This window comes from Pseudomonas sp. PSPC2-3 (genome assembly GCF_049898265.1).
GTDB classification, from domain to species: domain Bacteria; phylum Pseudomonadota; class Gammaproteobacteria; order Pseudomonadales; family Pseudomonadaceae; genus Aquipseudomonas; species Aquipseudomonas veronii.
This window is the reverse complement of sequence record NZ_JAFCXJ010000018.1, coordinates 19237-38190: the sequence shown is the minus strand read 5'-3', so window position 1 is coordinate 38190 and position 18954 is coordinate 19237. Positions and strand designations below refer to the sequence as shown.

The 18954-nt window shown below is 62.9% G+C and carries 13 protein-coding genes and 1 pseudogene; 5 read left to right on the top strand and 9 right to left on the bottom strand.

The features are described 5' to 3' along the window. Positions 1-72: 72 nt before the first annotated feature. From ACP7E3_RS30975 to ACP7E3_RS30960, 4 genes are all read right to left on the bottom strand, one after another. Positions 73-2535, bottom strand: coding sequence for an EAL domain-containing protein (locus tag ACP7E3_RS30975; RefSeq protein WP_079444414.1), 2463 nt, complete (start codon positions 2533-2535; stop codon positions 73-75). Between the two features lie 71 nt (positions 2536-2606). Next, entirely contained in the window at positions 2607-4424 is a 1818-nt protein-coding gene (locus tag ACP7E3_RS30970) for an ABC transporter ATP-binding protein (protein WP_046382588.1), read from the bottom strand. After that, entirely contained in the window at positions 4417-5019 is a 603-nt protein-coding gene (locus ACP7E3_RS30965; protein ID WP_426125435.1) for a DsbA family protein, read from the bottom strand. Before ACP7E3_RS30965 ends, ACP7E3_RS30970 begins: the two co-directional genes overlap by 8 nt. Before the next feature lie 36 nt (positions 5020-5055). After that, positions 5056-5997 (bottom strand): rhodanese-related sulfurtransferase, encoded by a 942-nt coding sequence (locus ACP7E3_RS30960; protein WP_017845867.1) that lies wholly within the window; start codon positions 5995-5997, stop codon positions 5056-5058. A gap of 86 nt (positions 5998-6083) precedes the next feature. Here ACP7E3_RS30960 and ACP7E3_RS30955 point away from each other — a divergent pair. Next, positions 6084-6206, top strand: a pseudogene (locus tag ACP7E3_RS30955) (outer membrane lipoprotein carrier protein LolA); the annotation flags it as partial. A gap of 17 nt (positions 6207-6223) precedes the next feature. Here the strand turns inward: ACP7E3_RS30955 and ACP7E3_RS30950 are convergent. Both ACP7E3_RS30950 and ACP7E3_RS30945 read right to left on the bottom strand, forming a co-directional pair. Continuing rightward, positions 6224-6517: a BolA family protein gene (locus ACP7E3_RS30950; protein ID WP_026139887.1), complete on the bottom strand. Its 294-nt coding sequence runs from the start codon at positions 6515-6517 to the stop codon at positions 6224-6226. A gap of 6 nt (positions 6518-6523) precedes the next feature. After that, complete coding sequence (locus ACP7E3_RS30945) at positions 6524-7042, bottom strand: DUF2059 domain-containing protein (protein WP_010567461.1); 519 nt, start codon at positions 7040-7042, stop codon at positions 6524-6526. A gap of 193 nt (positions 7043-7235) precedes the next feature. On the opposite strand from ACP7E3_RS30945, the gene ACP7E3_RS30940 reads away from it, so the two are divergent. After that, positions 7236-8624, top strand: a complete 1389-nt coding sequence (locus ACP7E3_RS30940) for a class II fumarate hydratase (protein ID WP_057003904.1) — start codon at positions 7236-7238, stop codon at positions 8622-8624. Between the two features lie 493 nt (positions 8625-9117). Here the strand turns inward: ACP7E3_RS30940 and ACP7E3_RS30935 are convergent, their stop codons facing one another. From ACP7E3_RS30935 to pap, 3 genes are all read right to left on the bottom strand, one after another. Then, complete coding sequence (locus ACP7E3_RS30935; protein ID WP_017845864.1) at positions 9118-10074, bottom strand: DMT family transporter; 957 nt, start codon at positions 10072-10074, stop codon at positions 9118-9120. 108 nt (positions 10075-10182) lie between these two features. Then, positions 10183-11367 (bottom strand): thiolase family protein, encoded by a 1185-nt coding sequence (locus ACP7E3_RS30930; protein WP_046483950.1) that lies wholly within the window; start codon positions 11365-11367, stop codon positions 10183-10185. Between the two features lie 92 nt (positions 11368-11459). Next, the gene (gene pap / locus ACP7E3_RS30925; protein ID WP_046382583.1) at positions 11460-12977 is read right to left on the bottom strand and encodes a polyphosphate:AMP phosphotransferase; all 1518 of its coding nucleotides are present in this window, start codon (positions 12975-12977) and stop codon (positions 11460-11462) included. Between the two features lie 141 nt (positions 12978-13118). Between pap and mnmC the strand changes: the two genes are divergently transcribed. The 3 genes from mnmC to ngg all read left to right on the top strand — a co-directional run bounded on the left by mnmC (position 13119) and on the right by ngg (position 18910). Further along, complete coding sequence (mnmC, locus tag ACP7E3_RS30920) at positions 13119-15104, top strand: bifunctional tRNA (5-methylaminomethyl-2-thiouridine)(34)-methyltransferase MnmD/FAD-dependent 5-carboxymethylaminomethyl-2-thiouridine(34) oxidoreductase MnmC (RefSeq protein WP_426125406.1); 1986 nt, start codon at positions 13119-13121, stop codon at positions 15102-15104. A 284-nt stretch (positions 15105-15388) separates the two neighbouring features. Next, positions 15389-17161: an N-acetylglutaminylglutamine amidotransferase gene (locus tag ACP7E3_RS30915; RefSeq protein ID WP_046483954.1), complete on the top strand. Its 1773-nt coding sequence runs from the start codon at positions 15389-15391 to the stop codon at positions 17159-17161. Positions 17162-17164: 3 nt separating this feature from the next. Next, on the top strand, positions 17165-18910 hold the full coding sequence (gene ngg / locus ACP7E3_RS30910) for an N-acetylglutaminylglutamine synthetase (protein ID WP_426125404.1): 1746 nt from the start codon (positions 17165-17167) through the stop codon (positions 18908-18910). The last annotated feature ends 44 nt before the right edge of the window (positions 18911-18954 follow it).

The window sequence follows — 18954 nt, the reverse complement described above, 5'->3', positions numbered from 1 at the left end:
GCCGGTTCGGTTGAAGGTGTCGATCACTGTAAGGCTCCTTTTTAAGTGTGATTGTACAGACCAGCAAATGTTTCAGCGGAATGTGCCGGGCGCCTTGAATAACAGAGGCTGCGGCCGCACAGGTCGACACTGCAAACTATCAAAGGTAAACAATTGCGGGCGTTCAATCACATAGCCCTGAGCGTAATCCACACCAATCTCAAGCAATGCCTGTTCGATGTGCGGCGTTTCAACAAACTCAGCAATTGTGCGCTTACCCATGACGTGGCCGATGTGGTTGATCACTTCGACCATGGCGCGGTTAATCGGGTCGTCCAGCATATCCTTTACGAAACTTCCATCGATCTTCAGGAAGTCTACAGGTAAATGTTTCAGATAAGCGAATGAGGACATTCCGGCGCAGAAGTCATCCAGTGAGAAATGGCAACCTAAGGCTTTGAGTTCATTAATAAAGCGAATCGCACTGCCCAAATTGGCAATAGCGCAGGTCTCAGTTATTTCAAAACAAATCATTTCTGGCGGAACACTGTAAGCCGCGAACTTCTCGCGTAAAAAACCGAGAAAAGCGTCATCACCAATCGTTATGCCTGACAGATTAATCGCACACATTGCCATGGGCCGGCCCGGACGCTCATGCATGCAACGGGCAATCAGGTTGAACACGTTGTCCACCACCCAGCGATCCAGGGAACTCATCAACCCGTAACGTTCGGCGGCCGGAATGAAACTGTCGGGCAGAATGATGCGGCCGGCCTCGTCATGCAGGCGCAGGAGGATTTCAATGTGCCCATTGTCGGCGTCGGTGGGCCCCAGGGGCGCGATTTCCTGGGAGTACAGGCAAAAGCGGTTTTCTTCCAGGGCCATGTGCAGGCGCTGCACCCAGGCCATCTCGCCAAAGCGCAAGGACAGCTCGGAGTCGTCCGCGTGGTAGACCTGCACGCGGTTGCGGCCCTTTTCCTTGGCCATATAGCAGGCCATGTCGGCGGCGCGCAGCGACGTTTCCAGGGTGGTCGGCACCTGGGAGATATGCACCAGGCCAATGCTGACGGTGGTCATGAACGGCCGGCCCTTCCACACGAAATGCAGGTTCTGCACCGTGTGGCGCAGGCTTTCGGCGATTTTTTCCGCCACCGACGCCGGGCAGTTCTCCAACAGGATGCCGAACTCGTCGCCCCCCAGTCGCGCCAGGGTGTCACCTTCACGCAGATCCGATTGCAGCAGTGCGCAGATATGCCGCAACAGCTCGTCGCCTGCCGCATGGCCGCAGGTGTCGTTGACCAGCTTGAACTGGTCCAGGTCGAGGAACATCAAGGCATGCCGCCCGCTGTGCTCACGCGCGACCTGTTGCAGCACCTGTTCCAGGCGGAACTCGAACTCGCGACGGTTGGCCAGGCCGGTCAACGCGTCATGGGTCGCTTGCCACGACAGGTTGGCGATGTACTGACGTTCCTGGGTCATGTCGTGCAGCACCAGCACCGCGCCGCTGACTTTGCCGGCGCTGCGGATCGGCGCGCCCACCAGGGTCACCGAAACGGTGCTGCCGTCCAGGCGCTGGATGGTTTTGGAGTGTTCGCTGCCGCCGCTCAAGCGGCCCTTGGTGATGTGCTCGATCAGCGCAAAACCATCGGGCTGAGCATTTTCATCCAGCAGGTTGAACAGTGCCGCCAGGGGCAGGCCCTGGGCATGGGCCGACGTCCAGCGCGTCAGGGCCTCGGCGGCCGGGTTCATGTAGGCAATGGCGCCATCGACATCGGTGGTGATCACCCCATCGCCGATCGACTCCAGGGTGATCTGTGCCCGCTCCTTCTCCACTTGCAGGGCATCGGCGAACGCGTGCCGCTGCGCCAACAACTTGTGGGTACGCAGCAGCGCCAGGGCGATCAGGCACAAGGCCGTGGCCAGGTTGGTGATCAGCAACAGCCGCAGGACGACGCGCGAGCCTTCACCCAAGGCATCGCTGAACGCCTTGGCCGCCGGCGTCACGCCGTCGTTGATGGCAAAGATATGCGCCTTCCATTGCCGCACATCGTCGTCATGGACCTGACCCGCGGTGATCGCCCGGTGCATCGACCGGGCCAAATCATCCAGCTGGACCAGGTAGCCATCGCCCACGGTCCACAGTTCGATGGCTTTTTCCAGGTAGCTGAAATGGCGAAAGTTGAGGTACAGCCAGATCACGCTGGAGACGTCGTCCGGGTGGTTGCCACCCTTGATGATCCCCTCGCGCGCCGCCTTGAGGTCGGGGGCAGGACGGTCCAGGGCGACACGCAGTTCATGCCCGCCCTGGGGCACGGCAATGGCTTGCTGGTATTTGAGGTAGGTGGCTTCGTCGCGATTATCGGCGTACAGCGTCAGATAGTAGATGGCGTCTTTCTGGCCCTTGGACCACAGGCTTTCGCCGCCCACATAGACGCGCACCGCTGAAAGCACATACAGACTGACACAGCCTAATAATGCCTGGAACAATACGACGGCAATAAAGGGCCAGACAATGCCCAACAACCTTGGCGTTCCGAGAGTCCGCTTCTGCTTCATGAAGTCCCTTGCACATGCACAGCTGAATACGCACGCGAACATCCGCTCCTAATAGCACAGCGTAGGCTAAATCAACGCACTTGTTGCAAGTGCCCGTAAAGTTTGGCGTACAAGCCACCCTCCGCGATCAGTTGCTGATGGTCGCCGTCCTCGGCGATATGCCCACCGTCGAACACCAGCACCCGATCAGCTTGTTTCACCGCCGAAAGCCGATGGGCAATAATCAGTGTAGTCCGCCCACTGAGAAACCGCGCCAACGCCTGGTGCAGGTTGTACTCGGTGGCGGCGTCCAGGGCCGAGGTTGCCTCATCCAGGATCACTACCTTCGGCTCGGCCAAGACCATGCGCGCAATCGCCAGGCGTTGGCGCTGGCCGCCGGAAAAGCGCACGCCAGAGCGTCCCACCACACTGTCCAGGCCCAGGGGCAACGCCTTGACGGTCGCCTCCAACTGGGCGATTTCCAGGGCCTGCCAACACGCCTGGTCACTGCGGTTGCGGCCCATGGTCAGGTTGGCACGCACGGTATCGTTGAACAGCGCGGGGTGTTGCAGCACCACCGCGACGTGCTCGCGGATAGTCTCCAGGCCGATTTCCTGCTGGGTTGCACCACCGAAACGAATACTGCCGGCCTGCGGTGTGTACAGCCCCAGCAGCAGTTGCACCAGGGTACTTTTACCGCCGCCGCTGGCGCCGACAATCGCGACCTTCTCACCGGGTTCGATGCTGAGGTTCAACTGGTCGAGCACCCGCTCTTCGCCATAGCCGAACGTCAGGCCACGCACGTCGATGCCGACCGTTTCGCGCCCAGTGAACGGGTCTGCGCCGCCGACATATTGCGGCTCATCGGCACGGGCGAGCAGCTCGTTGATCCGCGTCAGCGCCCCGCCCGCCGCGTAGTAGGCATATTGCAGGTTCAACAACTGCTCCACCGGGCCGATCATGAACCACAGGTAGCTGAACACGGCGAGCATCTGGCCGATGGACAGGTCGGAAAACAGCACGGTGAGCATGGCCGCCGCGCGAAAAATATCGATGCCGAACTGGAACAGCAAACCGCTGGCGCGGCTGGAGGCGTCGGTTTTCCATTGGGAGTGGATCGCATAGTCACGCACTTCCTGGGCGCGCTGGCCGAGGCGCCCGAGGAAAAAGCCCTGGCGATTGCCGGCACGCACTTCCTGAATGGCGTCGAGGGTTTCGGTCAACGCCTGGGTGAAGCGCGAGGTGCTGTCGTTTTCCAGTTTTTTCAGGTGTTTGACGCGCTTGCCCAACTGCACCGTGGCATAGATCACCAGCGGGTTGAACAGCAGGATCAGCAACGCCAGTTGCCAGTGCATCCACACCAGAATCGCCGAGGTGCCGACCAGGGTCAGCATGGCCACCAGGAAACGGCTGAGGGTTTCGCCGACGAATTTGTCCAGCGTGTCCAGGTCGGTGACCAGGTGCGTGGTGACGGTGCCGCTGCCGAGGCTTTCGTACTCGCCGAGGGAAATACGCTTGAGCCGCTCGATCAGGCGCACGCGGATGCGGTAGACGATGTCCTTGGCCAGCCGCGCAAACAAGCGCGCCTGCACCACGTTGAACACCAGCGCACCACAGCGCAGGGCCAGCGTCACCAGCAGCATCAGGCCGATATAACCGGCGGCTTTCTGCCAGCCCAGGGGCAGCGCGTGGTTCATTACCTTGAGCGCGGCATCGCCATGGCCCAGCAGTACTTCGTCGACCAGCAAGGGCAACAACAGGGGGATGGGCACGCTGCACAGGGTCGCCAGTACGGCGACACCATTGGCGATCCACAGGGATTTCTTGTGACGCAAAGCCAGGCGGCGGATTTCCGCCCAGGTCAGTCGATCGACGCGGTGGGAGGGCTCTGTGTCAGGCTGATCAGGCACAGGCGGCTCGCTCCAGCCAGCGGCCGAGCAGCGGCGACAGCTCGGACAGCGGCTGGTAGCCATTGGTCAGCAAGGCCAACTGGCCATTGCGCTCGGCCAGCAACGTCGGAAAACCGGCGATCCCCAAATCCTGCACCCAGGTGAAATCGGCGGCGGTGGCGGCGTGCTGCTCAGCGCGGTCAAACGCCCCGGCGAACTCGATACGCGGTATGCCGGCTTTTTCCGCCAGCTCCACCAGAATACTGGCGAGGGTCACGTCGCGCCCCTCGACATAAAACGCATGCTGGATCAGCCTCAGCAGCTTCCACGCGCAATCCGGCGCCAGGCTGCGCGCGGTGACGATGGCGCGGCACGCCGGCTCAGTGTCGTAGACAAAACCGTCGGGCAGCGCGCCTTCATGCTTGAACGTCTGCCCGGTGGCGTCGGTGACCGCCTGCCAGTGTTCCAGGATATAGCGCCGGGTCGACGGGTCCAGCGCCGCGCCGCTGCCGGTGCGCAAGCCGCCCACCACCAGGTGCAACTCCACGCCGGCCGCCTGGGCCTGCTCGACCAACGCCTCGGCTACCGGAGCAAAGCCCCAGCACCAGGAACACATCGGGTCCATTATGTAGAGCAGGCGCGCGGACATGGTTCAGGCCTCGGAAGGGGTTTGCTTGTAGTTGTAGCCAATCGGGTGCGGCATATTGCGAGCCTTGGCCAATTCAATCTGCTTTTGCCGGTCGATCGCGCTGCGACGGGTTTTCTCCGGCAGCTTATCCCAGCAATGCGGGCAACTGATGCCCGCCACGTAGTGCTCGGATGCGCGGTCTTCCACACTAACCGGTGTGCGACAGGCATGACATTGATCGTAGTCGCCTTCGCTCAAGTCGTGGCGCACAGTGACGCGGTTGTCGAACACAAAGCAGTCGCCCTGCCATTTGGTCTCGGCCTGCGGCACCTCTTCGAGGTACTTCAGGATGCCGCCCTTGAGGTGGTAAACCTCATCGAAGCCTTCGCTGAGCATATAGCTGGAGGCCTTCTCGCAGCGAATGCCGCCGGTGCAGAACATGGCGACTTTCTTGTGCTTGGCCGGGTCGAAGTTGGCTTTGATATAGTCGGGAAATTCGCGAAAACTGGTGGTTTTCGGGTCGATCGCGCCTTCAAAGGTGCCGATGGACACTTCATAGTCGTTACGCGTATCGATCAACAGCACTTGCGGGTCGCTGATCAGCGCGTTCCAGTCCTGCGGCTCGACATAGGTACCGACTTTTTTGTTCGGGTCGACGCCTTCGACGCCCAGGGTCACGATCTCTTTCTTGAGCTTGACCTTGGTGCGATAGAACGGCTGCTCGTCGCAGTACGACTCTTTGTGGTCGATATCGACCATGCGCGGGTCGTTCTTCAGCCAGGCCATCAAGCCATCAATGCCTTCGCGGCTGCCGGAAACGGTGCCGTTGATGCCTTCTTCGGCGATCAGCAAGGTGCCTTTGATGCCGTTGTCGACCATCGCCTGCAGCAAGGGCTCGCGCAGGGCGACGTAATCTTCGAGGGTGACGAACTTATACAGTGCCGCCACGACAATCGGTTGAGTCATGGGTGTTCTCTCCAGGTGGCTACCCTCGTAAGGGGTGAACCGGATGCAAAAAAAACGCGCCGGCTAAGCGGCGCGTTGCGGATTCTATCAGGGATGAACCGTTAACTGTAGGAGCGAGCTTGCTCGCGAAGGTCGTGAACGATGACACGGATAACCTGACGCCCAGCGGCGCTCTGAGTTTTTTCGCGAGCAAGCTCGCTCCTACAGTAGATTCAACATCAACCCGTCAATGGCCGCCCGCGCAGGTCGGCGAGGCCGGGGCTGCGTCGGTTTTCGCCCATTCCTCAGGCGTATAGGTATGCAGCGCCAGCGCATGAAACTCGCTCATCAGGTCACCCAGGGTGGCGTAGACCTTCTGGTGGCGCTTGACGCGGTTAAGCCCTTCGAACTGCTGGCTGACCAGCACGGCCTTGAAGTGGGTCTGCAACCCACGGCTGTGCATGTGGCTTTCGTCCAGCACGCTCAGGTGGTCCGGGCCCAGGGCGGCAAGCGCCGTTTCGATACGCTGTTGCATGGTCATTCCTGCTTACTTCTTCTTGGCCGGTGCGGCGGCTTTAGGTGTCAGCTCGTTGGTCATGTCTTCCAACAGCTTGTTCACCACCGGCACGGCGCTTTCCAGCTTGGCCTGGGTCATCTGGGCCGATTGCTGGGTCAGTTGCGGCATTTTTTCCAGGACTTTCTTGCCCAGCGGCGACTGGTAGAAGGCAACCAGATCCTTGAGTTCGGATTCGCTGAAGTTGCTGGTGTAGAGCTTGACCATGTCCGGTTTCAGTTTTGGCCAGCCGATGGCCTGGTCCAGAGCGGCGTTGGCCTTGGCCTGGTAGCTGTCCAGTACGGACTGTTTGGCGGCAGGCGCTTTGGTCTGTTCGAAACGCTGGGCGAACATTTGCTGCACTTGCATGTACACCGGGGTCCCCAGCTTGTCAGCGTGGGCCAGGGTAAGGAAGGCTTCGGCACTGGCGTTGTGGCTGGCGGTATCGGCAAAAACCTGGCCGCTGGCGCAAACCAGAGCAACCGCGGTACAGATGGCACGAAGACGAGTCATCGAGTTTCCTTTTCTAGCAGGCGAGGTAAGACCCCAAGGGCGCCCATTCTGCGCCTAAAAAACGCCATGGCTCAACCCCACCCCTTGTCAGGCATGGATTTGCGGTGGATGAATCCGATGAAAAGGCTTTTATGGAACCCCCAGGGCCGATCACGGCCTAAACTGCGCAAACGAACCTGAAGGAGTGTGCCCGATGAGCCGTATCGAAACCGACAGCCTGGGAGAAGTCCAAGTCCCGGATGACGCTTACTGGGGCGCGCAGACCCAACGCTCGCTGGTGAACTTCGCCATCGGTGAGCAGCGCATGCCCCTGGCGGTCTTGCACGCCCTGGCCCTGATCAAGAAAGCCGCCGCCCGGGTCAACAGCCGCAACGGCGACCTGCCCGCCGACATCGCACGCCTGATCGAACAGGCCGCCGACGAAGTGCTCGACGGCCAGCATGACGACCAGTTCCCGCTGGTGGTGTGGCAGACCGGCAGCGGCACCCAGAGCAACATGAACGCCAATGAAGTGATCGCCGGGCGTGCCAACGAGCTGTCGGGCAAGACGCGCGGCGGCAAGAGCCCGGTGCATCCGAACGACCATGTGAACCGCTCCCAGAGTTCCAACGACTGCTTCCCCACCGCGATGAACATCGCGGCGGTGCAGGCGGTCAACCAGCGACTGCTGCCGGCGATCACACACCTGTCCGGCGGGCTGGCGGAATTGTCGGCGCGGCATATGAAGCTGGTGAAGACCGGTCGCACCCACATGATGGATGCCACACCGATCACCTTTGGCCAGGAACTCTCGGCGTTCATCGCCCAGCTCGATTACGCCGAACGCGCGATCCGCAGCGCCCTGCCCCAGGTGTGCGAGCTGGCCCAGGGCGGCACCGCGGTCGGCACCGGGCTCAATTCGCCCCACGGCTTTGGCGAGGCGATTGCCGCCGAGCTGGCAGCCTTGTCGGGTTTGCCGTTCGTGACCGCACCCAACAAATTCGCTGCCCTCTCCGGCCACGAACCGCTGGTAACCCTGCACGGCGCCCTGAAAACCCTGGCCGTGGCCCTGATGAAAATCGCCAACGACCTGCGCCTGCTCGGCTCCGGCCCGCGCGCCGGGCTGGCGGAAGTCAAACTGCCGGCCAACGAACCGGGCAGCTCGATCATGCCCGGCAAGGTCAACCCGACCCAGTGCGAAGCGCTGTCGATGCTCGCCTGCCAGGTCCTGGGCAACGACGTGACCATCGGCATTGCCGCCAGCCAGGGGCATTTGCAGTTGAACGTGTACAAACCGGTGATCATCCACAACCTGCTGGAATCGATCCGCTTGCTGGCCGACGGCTGCAACAACTTCCAGGAACACTGCATCACCGGCCTCGAGCCCGACGCCGACCAAATGGCCGCGCACCTGGAACGCGGGCTGATGCTGGTGACCGCGCTCAACCCACACATCGGCTATGACAAATCGGCGCAGATCGCCAAAAAGGCTTACGCCGAAGGCCTGACCCTGAGGGAAGCCGCACTGGCCCTGGGCTACCTCACCGACGAACAGTTCGACCAATGGGTACGCCCGGAAAACATGCTGGAGGCCGGACAATAAGCGCATAGCGCGTGCTTTTGCTTTGCTTTTGATCTTGATCTGCTTTTGATCTTGATCTTAGGCGCCCCGTAAAACCACGCTGGCCGAACGCAGGTTTGAATCCGTGGGTAACCCGGCAGGACGCCGGGTTAGCCGTCCTGGGCCATGGATGGCCCATGACGGCGGCCCACGGATTCAAGCCTGCGTTCGGGCACACCGAGCCTAAGCGAGGTGCCGAGTGGTGGGGCAAGAGCCCTTTTGGTTACTTTTGGGGCTCTTTTCCAAAAGTGACCCGCTGTAAGAGCGGAACCTATAGCAGCCGTTACCAAAGAAACGGATATGTACTCAACCCAAAAAAATGGTCGGCCCAGAGGCCGCCATCGGGGGCAAGCCCCCTCCCACATTTGGAACGAGGTGAACCTGTTGGATATGTATCGGCTGTCAGGTCGCCATCGCAAGCAACCCCCCTCCCACACTTAGGCCCGCGTACACCCGATAAAAACACCTGGGTCGATCAAGACACCAACCGCGCCCGCCGCGCCTTGAGCCCCGCAAACAACGACGGCGCCAACGCCACGGTCGCCGACCCCAACACCACCACCAACGCCCCCACATACCCCAGCGCATTGATCTCTTCAGCCTGCACAAAATCCGGCCACCACCACGCCGCCAGGGCCACCGCCACAAACGTCACCAACGGCGTCAGCGCCAGGGTCGCACTCACCCGCGAGGCTTCCCAATGGGCCAGGGCCTCGGCAAATGCGCCGTAGGCCACCAGCGTGTTCATGCAGCACGCCAGCAGCAGCCAGCCTTGCAGCGGACTCAGTTGCAGGGCCTCCAGCGGATGCGCCCAAGGCGTGAGCAACACCGCGCACGACAGGTAGATCACCATCATCACCTGCAGCGAATTCCACACCGTCAGCAATTGCTTCTGGCCCAAGGCGTAGAACACCCAGATAGTAGTGGCGAGCAGGACCGTCAGTACCCCGGCGGTGTAGGTGCCCAGGGACGTCAGCAACTCCACCAGACGCTGGTTGAAGAACAGGCCAAAGCCGATGACCAGCACCACCAGGCCCAACACCTGGCCCAGGCTGAAGCGCTCTTTAAACACAAACACGCTGGCGACCATCAGGAAGATCGGCCCCATCTGCACCACCAGTTGCGCCGTGCCGGGGCTGAGCATGTTCAGACCCACCAGGTACAGCACGTAGTTGCCCACCAGCCCGCACACGGCCATCGCCACCAGCCAACCGCGACGCGGCCCGAGCACGCGCAGGCTGGGCAAGCGCTTGACGGCGGCGAGGTAGACGAACAGGCAACTGCCGGCGACCGTCAGGCGAAACCAGGTGACGGTGATCGGGTCCATCACCTGCAACACTTGTTTGAGTTTGACCGGGAGAATGCCCCAGAGCAGCGCGGCCAGCAGGGTCAAGCAAAAGCCATAGACCCAGCGGCCGGAAGAGATGTGCATGAGTGCCCCAGAAGCCAGAGGAAGTGGAACCGGCATTCTAGGGGCAAGTAGACGGATTGGGATACGGCACTGTGCAAGTGCGGGAGCCGGCCTGCCCCCACAGTGGGCTCAGCGCACAGCTTCGAACAGCCCGGTCGCCCCCATGCCGCCGCCCACGCACATAGTGACGATGCCGTAACGCAGATTACGCCGCTGCAACTCACGCACCAGGTGCCCGACTTGCCGCGAGCCGGTCATGCCGAACGGGTGGCCGATGGAGATCGAGCCGCCGTTGACGTTGTATTTGGCATTGTCGATTTCCAGGCGGTCGCGCGCATACAGGCACTGGGAGGCGAACGCCTCGTTGAGTTCCCACAGGTCGATATCCGCCACCTGCAAGCCCTTGGCCTTGAGCAACTTGGGCACCGAGAACACCGGGCCGATGCCCATCTCATCGGGCTCGCAGCCAGCCACGGCAAAGCCACGGAAAAACGCCTTGGGCTTGAGCCCCAGGGCCAGGGCTTTTTCCAGGCTCATCACCAGGGTCATCGAGGCGCCGTCGGACAATTGCGAAGAGTTGCCCGCGGTCACCGAGCCGTCTTCGGCAAACACCGGCTTCAAGCCCTGGAGACTGGCCAGGGTGGTGTCGGGGCGGTTGCAGTCGTCGCGCTCGACCACACCGTCGAGCACCTGCACGGCGCCGCTGTTCTTGTCCTCGACAGCGTACTTGACAGCCATCGGCACGATTTCATCGTTGAACAAGCCATCGGCCTGGGCCTGGGCGGTGCGCTGCTGGCTTTGCAGGGCATACCGGTCCTGGTCCTCGCGGCTGACGTGATAGCGGCGCGCAACGATTTCGGCGGTCTGGCCCATGGGAAAATAGAGGCCCGGCACCTGCGCTTTGAGCAACGGGTTGATCAGGTTGTCGGTGTTGACGCTTTTCATGGTCAGGCTGATGGACTCGACGCCGCCGGCGACAATGATATCGCTGCAGCCCGAGGCGATCTGGTTGGCTGCGATGGCAATCGCCTGCAAGCCCGAGGAACAGAAACGGTTGAGAGTCATCCCCGCCGTGCCGGTGCCCAGTTGCGACAGCACCGCGACGTTGCGCCCGATGTTGTAGCCCTGGGCGCCCTCGTTGGAGCCCGCGCCGACGATGCAATCTTCCACCGTGGCCGGGTCGATACCGTTGCGTGTCAGCAGCGCGTTGACGCAATGGGCCGCCATATCATCCGGTCGGGTCTGGTTGAACTTGCCGCGAAAGGACTTGGCCAGGCCGGTTCGCACGCTGTCGACGATCACTACTTCACGCATGGGGCTACCTCGATCTTGTCGTTGTTGGGAGAGCGCTCGAGAATAAATCCAGGCCCGCCCAACCGCGATGATCATTCACCCCGCCTATAGGCCTACTTCTTCTTGCCTTTCTGGTCGTGCTTGTCGGACTGGGCGAACGCCTCCTCCAACGCCAGGTTGATAGTGCGCAACACCTTGACCCGCGCCCAGCGCTTGTCATTGGCTTCGACCAGGGTCCACGGCGAGACCTCGGTGCTGGTGCGGTCGACCATATCGCCCACGGCGGCACGGTATTCGTCCCACTTCTCGCGGTTGCGCCAGTCGTCGTCGGTGATCTTGAAGCGTTTGAACGGGATCGCTTCGCGGGCCTGGAAGCGCTCCAGTTGGGTCTGCTTGTCGATGGCCAGCCAGAACTTGACCACGATCACTCCGGCATCGCGCAGTTGCTCTTCGAAATCATTGATCTCGCCATAGGCGCGCATCGAGTCCATCGGGGTGCAGAAGCCTTCGATGCGCTCCACCAGCACGCGGCCGTACCAGGAGCGGTCAAACACGGTGAACATGCCCCGTGCCGGAATCTGCCGCCAGAAACGCCACAGGTAAGGCTGGGCGCGCTCGTCTTCGGTGGGCGCGGCGATCGGCACGATGCGGTACTGGCGAGGGTCGAGGGCCGCGGCGACCCGGCGGATCGCGCCCCCTTTGCCGGCCGCATCGTTGCCTTCGAATACCGTGATCAACGCGTGCTTGCGCATGCGCTTATCCCGCATCAGGCCGGAAAGACGCGCCTGCTCGGTGATCAACTGCTCTTCGTAGTCTTCTTTTTCCAGGCTCAGGGTCATGTCGAGACTGTTGAGCAGGCTCACTTGGTCCACGGCCGCCGGCAACGGCGCCGGGTTCATCCCGCTGACTTTGCCCTTGGGTTGCCTCAGGGCGTTTTGCAGGCCCTCGAGCAGAATCTTGCCGACGGTGAGGCTGCGGTAATTGCTGTCGACCCCTTCGATCACATGCCAGGGCGCGTAGTCGCGGCTGGTGCGACGCAGCACACGTTCGCCGAAGTGGACGAACTTGTCGTAGGTCTTGGACTGCTGCCAGTCCAGCGGGCTGATCCGCCAACTGTGCAGCGGGTCGTCGGCCAGGGCCTTGAGCCGCGCCTTCATCTGTTTCTTGGACAGGTGAAACCAGAACTTGAAGATCACCGCGCCTTCGTCGCAGAACATCTTCTCCAGGCGTTCGGCGCCGGCGATGCCCTGGTCGAGCCGGGCGTCCTTGATTTCGCCCTGCACCCGGCTTTGCAGCATCTGGCTGTACCAGTTGCCGAAGAACACCCCCATGCGGCCTTTTGCGGGCAACTGCCGCCAGTAACGCCAGGCGGGCGGATGGGCCAGTTCTTCGTCGGTCTGCTGGTCGAAGGTACGCACTTCGATCAGACGCGGGTCCATCCATTCGTTGAGCAGTTTGACCGTCTCGCCCTTGCCGGCACCTTCGACGCCGTTGATCAGGATGATCACCGGGAAACGCTTCTGCTGTTGCAGCTCGAACTGCACTTCCAGCAAGGCTTCGCGCAGGGCCGGTACTTCGGTGTCGTAAGTGTCTTTGTCGATGGCATGACCGATTTCAGCGGATTCGAACATGAGCAGCTCCGTTTCAAGATCGCTCAAGACTAGCGGATTGAGCAGCAACACGCGGGAGGAAATTCCACGTGCGCTTGCCGTGGGTCAATTCATTGCCGGTTGATCGGCTAGAATGGCCACCTTGCCTTTGCCGAGTCGCCCATGAACCCTGTAACCCACGCCCAGCTCGACTGGGATGACCAAGGTCGCCCGCATTCGCGGGTCTTCGACGATGTGTACTTTTCCGACCAGTCGGGCCTTGAAGAAACGCGCTATGTGTTCCTCGAACAGAACCGTTTGCAGGCACGGTTTGCCGCCTTGCCGGCGGGCGGACGCCTGGTGATCGGCGAAACCGGGTTCGGCACCGGGCTGAATTTTCTCTGCGCCTGGCAGTTGTTCGAACAACACGCGGTGGCCGGCGCGCGCCTGCATTTTGTCAGCGTGGAAAAATACCCGCTGAGCCACGCCGACCTGCAACGCGCCCTACTCCTCTGGCCGGAACTGCAGCCGTTCGCCGCGCAATTGCTGGCGCAGTACATCGCCATCCACCCAGGCTTCCAGCGCCTGGTGCTGGATAACGGCCGTGTGACCTTGACCCTGCTGATCGGCGATGCGCTGGAGCAGTTGCCACAGTTGGATGCGCAAATCGACGCGTGGTTTCTCGACGGTTTCGCCCCGGCGAAGAACCCCGACATGTGGACCGCCGAGCTGTTTGCCGAACTGGCGCGCCTGGCGGCCCCGGGGTCGACCATCAGCACCTTCACCAGCACCGGCTGGGTACGACGCCTGATCAATGCCGCCGGGTTCAAGATGAAGCGCACGCCGGGCATCGGGCATAAATGGGAAATCCTGCGCGGTGAATTCCTCGGCTGGCCGGCCGAGACGCCGTTGCCTGCCGCAGGTAAACCGTGGTTCGCCCGCCCGGCGCCGCTGCACGGCGAACGCAGCGCCCTGGTGATCGGCGGCGGCCTGGCCGGCTGCACCACGGCGGCCAGCCTCGCCGCGCGCGGCTGGAACGTCAGCCTGCTGGAACGCCATGCCCGCCTGGCCGAGGAAGCCTCGGGCAACCCGCAAGGGGTGCTGTACCTCAAGTTGTCGGCCCATGGCACGGCCCTTTCGCAATTGATTTTGAGCGGGTTCGGCCACACCCGGCGCCTGCTCGAACACCTGCACCGGGGCGTCGACTGGGACGGTTGCGGCGTGCTGCAACTGGCGTTCAACGCCAAGGAAGCCGAGCGCCAGGCACAGCTGGCCGCGGCGTTTGCGCCCGGCCTGCTGCAGCCGTTGGACCAGGCCCAGGCTCAAGCGCGCGCCGGGGTGGCGCTGGAACACGGCGGGCTGTTTTTCCCCGAAGGGGGCTGGGTACACCCGCCGGCCTTATGCGAATGGCAAGCCCGGCACCCGTTGATCAACGTGCTGACGCATCACGAGGCCCTTGAGTTGCAACGGGTCGACGGGCAATGGCAAGCCCTGGCCGGCGACACCCTGCTGGCCAGCGCCACGGTGGTGGTGCTGGCCGGCGCGGCCGAGATCAAGCGGTTCCCGTTCAGCGCCGAGCTGCCCCTCAAGCGCATTCGCGGGCAAATCACCCGCCTGGCGCAAACCCCAGACAGCCAGGCGCTGGCCACCGTGGTCTGTGCCGAGGGCTACGTGGCTCCGGCGCGCCTCGGCGAGCACACCCTGGGCGCCAGCTTCGACTTCAAGAGTGACGACCTGACGCCGACAGTCGCCGAGCATGTCGGCAACCTGGAGATGCTGCAGGAAATCTCCGTCGACCTGGCCCACCGCTTGCACGCCGACACACTGGCCGCCGATCAGCTCGAAGGCCGCGCCGGGTTCCGCTGCACCAGCCCGGACTACCTGCCGATTATCGGGCCGCTGGCCGATCGCGCCCTCTTCGACCAGGCCTACGCCGCGCTGCGCAAGGACGCCCGTCAGCCCCCCGAGGCCGAGTGCCCGTGGCTCGACGGTGTGTACATCAACAGCGGCCACGGCTCACGCGGCCTGGTGACCGCGCCGCTGTGCGCCGAACTGCTGGCGGCCTGGCTGGACGATGAACCCCTGCCGCTGCCCAGAAGCGTGGCCGACGCCTGCCACCCCAATCGATTCGCCGTGCGCGCGTTGATTCGCGGCACCGGCGGGTCATAACAACGGCGCGGTCAAGCGCCCGAGCGACACACTGTTGGCCCTCTTCAAACAGCCGGTCCACAACGGCAAACCGCGCAAAACTTGTATATTTGCCAAGCCTATTTACCACCCGCAAATCCGCCGCCACACGCTGCGCAGGCTCACGCCCGAACAGTCAAGGCGGTTTGCCTTATAACAGATTGATCTAAAACTCCACTGATAGCCGTGTGTCAGTTTCTGGGTACGCGCCTTTTGGGCGTATTGAGTATTGACCCCTCCCCAACGGAAAAACCGGTAAGGAATTTATGTGCGGATTAGCTGGAGAACTACGTTTCGATGCCCAACCTGCCGACCTGGCTGCGATTGAGCGCATCACCCATCACTTGGCCCCACGCGGCCCCGACGCCTGGGGCTTCCACGCCCAGGGGCCGATTGCCCTGGGCCATCGACGCCTGAAAATCATGGACCTGTCGGACGGCTCTGCCCAACCGATGGTCGATGCGCAGCTGGGGTTGTCCCTGGCCTTCAACGGCGCGATCTATAACTTCCCGGAACTGCGCCAGGAGCTCGAAGCCCTGGGTTACGCCTTCTATTCCGGCGGCGACACCGAAGTGCTGCTCAAGGGCTATCACGCCTGGGGCGAAGCCCTGCTGCCCAAGCTCAACGGCATGTTTGCGTTTGCGATCTGGGAGCGCGATGCCCAGCGGCTGTTCATCGCCCGTGACCGTCTCGGCGTGAAACCTTTGTACCTGTCGCGCACCGGCCAGCGCCTGCGCTTTGCCTCGACATTGCCGGCCCTGCTCAAGGGCGGCGATATCAACCCGGTGCTCGATCCGGTGGCGCTCAACCATTACCTGAACTTCCACGCCGTGGTGCCCGCGCCGCGCACGCTGCTGGCCGGCATCGAGAAACTGCCGCCGGCCAGTTGGATGCGTATCGACGCCCACGGCAACACCGAGCAGAAAACCTGGTGGACCCTGCCTTACGGCCCGCGTGAGGATGAGCAGCACCTGACCCTCGAAGACTGGACCGACCGCGTACTCGACAGCACCCGCGCAGCCGTGGCGATCCGCCAACGCGCCGCGGTGGATGTCGGCGTGCTGCTGTCCGGCGGCGTCGATTCGAGCCTGCTCGTCGGCTTGCTGCGCGAGGTCGGCGTGCAGGACCTGTCGACCTTCTCCATCGGCTTTGAAGACGCCGGCGGCGAACGCGGCGACGAGTTTCAGTACTCGGACCTGATCGCCAAGCACTACGGCACCCGGCACCACCAACTGCGCATCGCCGAGGGCGAGATCATCGAGCAATTGCCAGCGGCGTTCCGCGCCATGAGCGAGCCGATGGTCAGCCACGATTGCATCGCCTTTTACCTGCTCTCGCGGGAAGTGGCCAAGCACTGCAAAGTGGTGCAGAGCGGCCAGGGCGCCGACGAGTTGTTCGCCGGTTACCACTGGTACCCGCAAGTGGACGGCGCCAGCGACCCGTATGCGGCGTACCGCGAGGCGTTTTTCGATCGCAGCCATGACGACTACGCGGCCACCGTCGCGCCGAAATGGCTGACCGCCAATGACGCCGCCGGCGACTTCGTGCGCGAGCATTTCGCAATGCCGGGCGCCGATGCCGCCGTGGACAAGGCGCTGCGCCTGGACAGCACGGTGATGCTGGTCGACGACCCGGTCAAGCGCGTCGACAACATGACCATGGCCTGGGGCCTGGAAGCGCGCACACCGTTTCTCGACTACCGCCTGGTGGAACTGTCGGCCCGCGTACCGGGCAAATTCAAATTGCCCGATGGCGGCAAGCAGGTCCTCAAAGAGGCGGCGCGTCGGGTCATCCCGAGTGAAGTCATCGACCGCAAGAAAGGTTACTTCCCGGTGCCCGGCCTCAAGCATTTGCAGGGCGATACCCTGAACTGGGTCCGCGAGTTGCTGCTGGACCCGAGCCAGGACCGCGGCCTGTTCAATCCGGCCATGCTCGACCGCTTGCTCACCGACCCACACGGTCAACTCACCCCGCTGCGCGGCTCCAAGCTGTGGCAACTGGCGGCGCTGAACCTGTGGCTCAGCGAACAAGGAATCTGATCGATGAAACCTCTCGCAGCGGCTTACAGCCAACGCTTGCTCAAAGGCCAGGCGCCGACCTACGAGCGCCTGCAAGCGCGCCTGGCCGAAGACGGCAGCCCACTGGCCGCCGAGCCGATCGCGGTGCATTGCGGCTGGGGCCGGTTGTTGATCGGCCACACGTTTCCCGACCCGGCCAGCCTGGCCGAGGAACTGCTCAACGAGCAGGCCGGCGAGCGCGACATCGCACTGTACGTGGCGGCGCCCCAGCAGATCCTCGGGATCGATCCGCAGCAACTGTTCCTCGACCCGTCCGACACCTTGCGCCTGTGGTTCTCTGACTATCGTCCGTCGACCCGCGTGTTTCGTGGCTTCCGTATTCGACGCGTCCAGACCGCGGCCGATTGGCAGGCGGTCAACCAGCTCTACCAGGGACGCGGCATGCTGCCGGTCGACGCCGAGCGCCTGACGCCCCGCCACGCGGGCGGCCCGGTGTATTGGCTGGCCGAGGACGAAGACAGCGGCGCGGTGATCGGCAGCGTGATGGGCCTCAACCATCAGAAAGCCTTCCACGACCCGGAACACGGTTGCAGCCTGTGGTGCCTGGCGGTCGACCCGCACTGCACGCGCCCCGGCGTCGGCGAAGTGCTGGTGCGCCACCTGGTGGAACACTTCATGAGCCGTGGCCTGAGCTACCTGGACCTGTCGGTGCTGCACGACAACCGCCAGGCCAAGAGCCTCTACGCCAAGCTCGGCTTTCGCGCCCTGGCCACCTTTGCGATCAAGCGCAAGAACGGCATCAACCAGCCGCTGTTCCTCGGCCCGGGCCCGCAGGCGGGGTTCAACCCTTACGCGCGGATCATCGTCGAAGAAGCCCATCGCCGTGGCATCGACGTGCAGGTAGACGACGCCGATGCCGGCCTGTTCACCCTCAGCCATGGCGGGCGCCGCGTGCGCTGCCGTGAATCGTTGAGCGACCTGACCAGCGCCATCAGCATGACCCTGTGCCAGGACAAAAGCCTGACCCACAAGGTGCTCAAGGGCGCCGGGTTGAAACTACCGGCGCAACAGCGGGCGGGCAGCGCCGACGACAACCTGGAGTTCCTCGACCAACACCAGCGCATCGTGGTCAAACCGCTGGATGGTGAACAGGGCCAGGGCGTGGCGGTGGACCTGCAGACCATCGAAGAGGTGCAACAGGCGATTGAAGCAGCGCGTCAGTTCGACAGCCGGGTCTTGCTCGAAAGCTTCCACGAAGGCCTGGACCTGCGCATCCTGGTGATCGGCTTCGAGGTGGTCGCCGCGGCGATCCGCCGCCCGGCCGAAGTGGTCGGCGACGGCCAGCATTCCATCCGCGCCCTGATCGAGGCGCAAAGCCGCCGACGCCAGGCCGCCACCGACGGCGAAAGCAAAATCCCGCTGGACGCCGAAACCGAACGCACCCTGCACGCGGCCGGTCATGACTACTCCAGCATCCTGCCCCGTGGCGTGCAATTGGCCGTGCGCCGCACCGCCAACCTGCACACCGGCGGCTGCCTGGAAGACGTCACCGGGATCCTCCATCCGACGCTGGTCGACGCCGCCGTGCGCGCCGCGCGTGCCCTCGACATCCCGATGGTCGGCCTCGACCTGATGGTGTCGGCCGCCGATCAACCGGAGTACGTGTTTATCGAAGCCAACGAACGGGCCGGGCTGGCCAATCATGAACCGCAGCCAACGGCAGAACGGTTTGTCGATTTGTTGTTTCCGCACAGTCAGCCCAGCGCCTGAACGAAGTGTTGCCTGGGCCGGCGCCGCTCCACCCTCATCGAAAC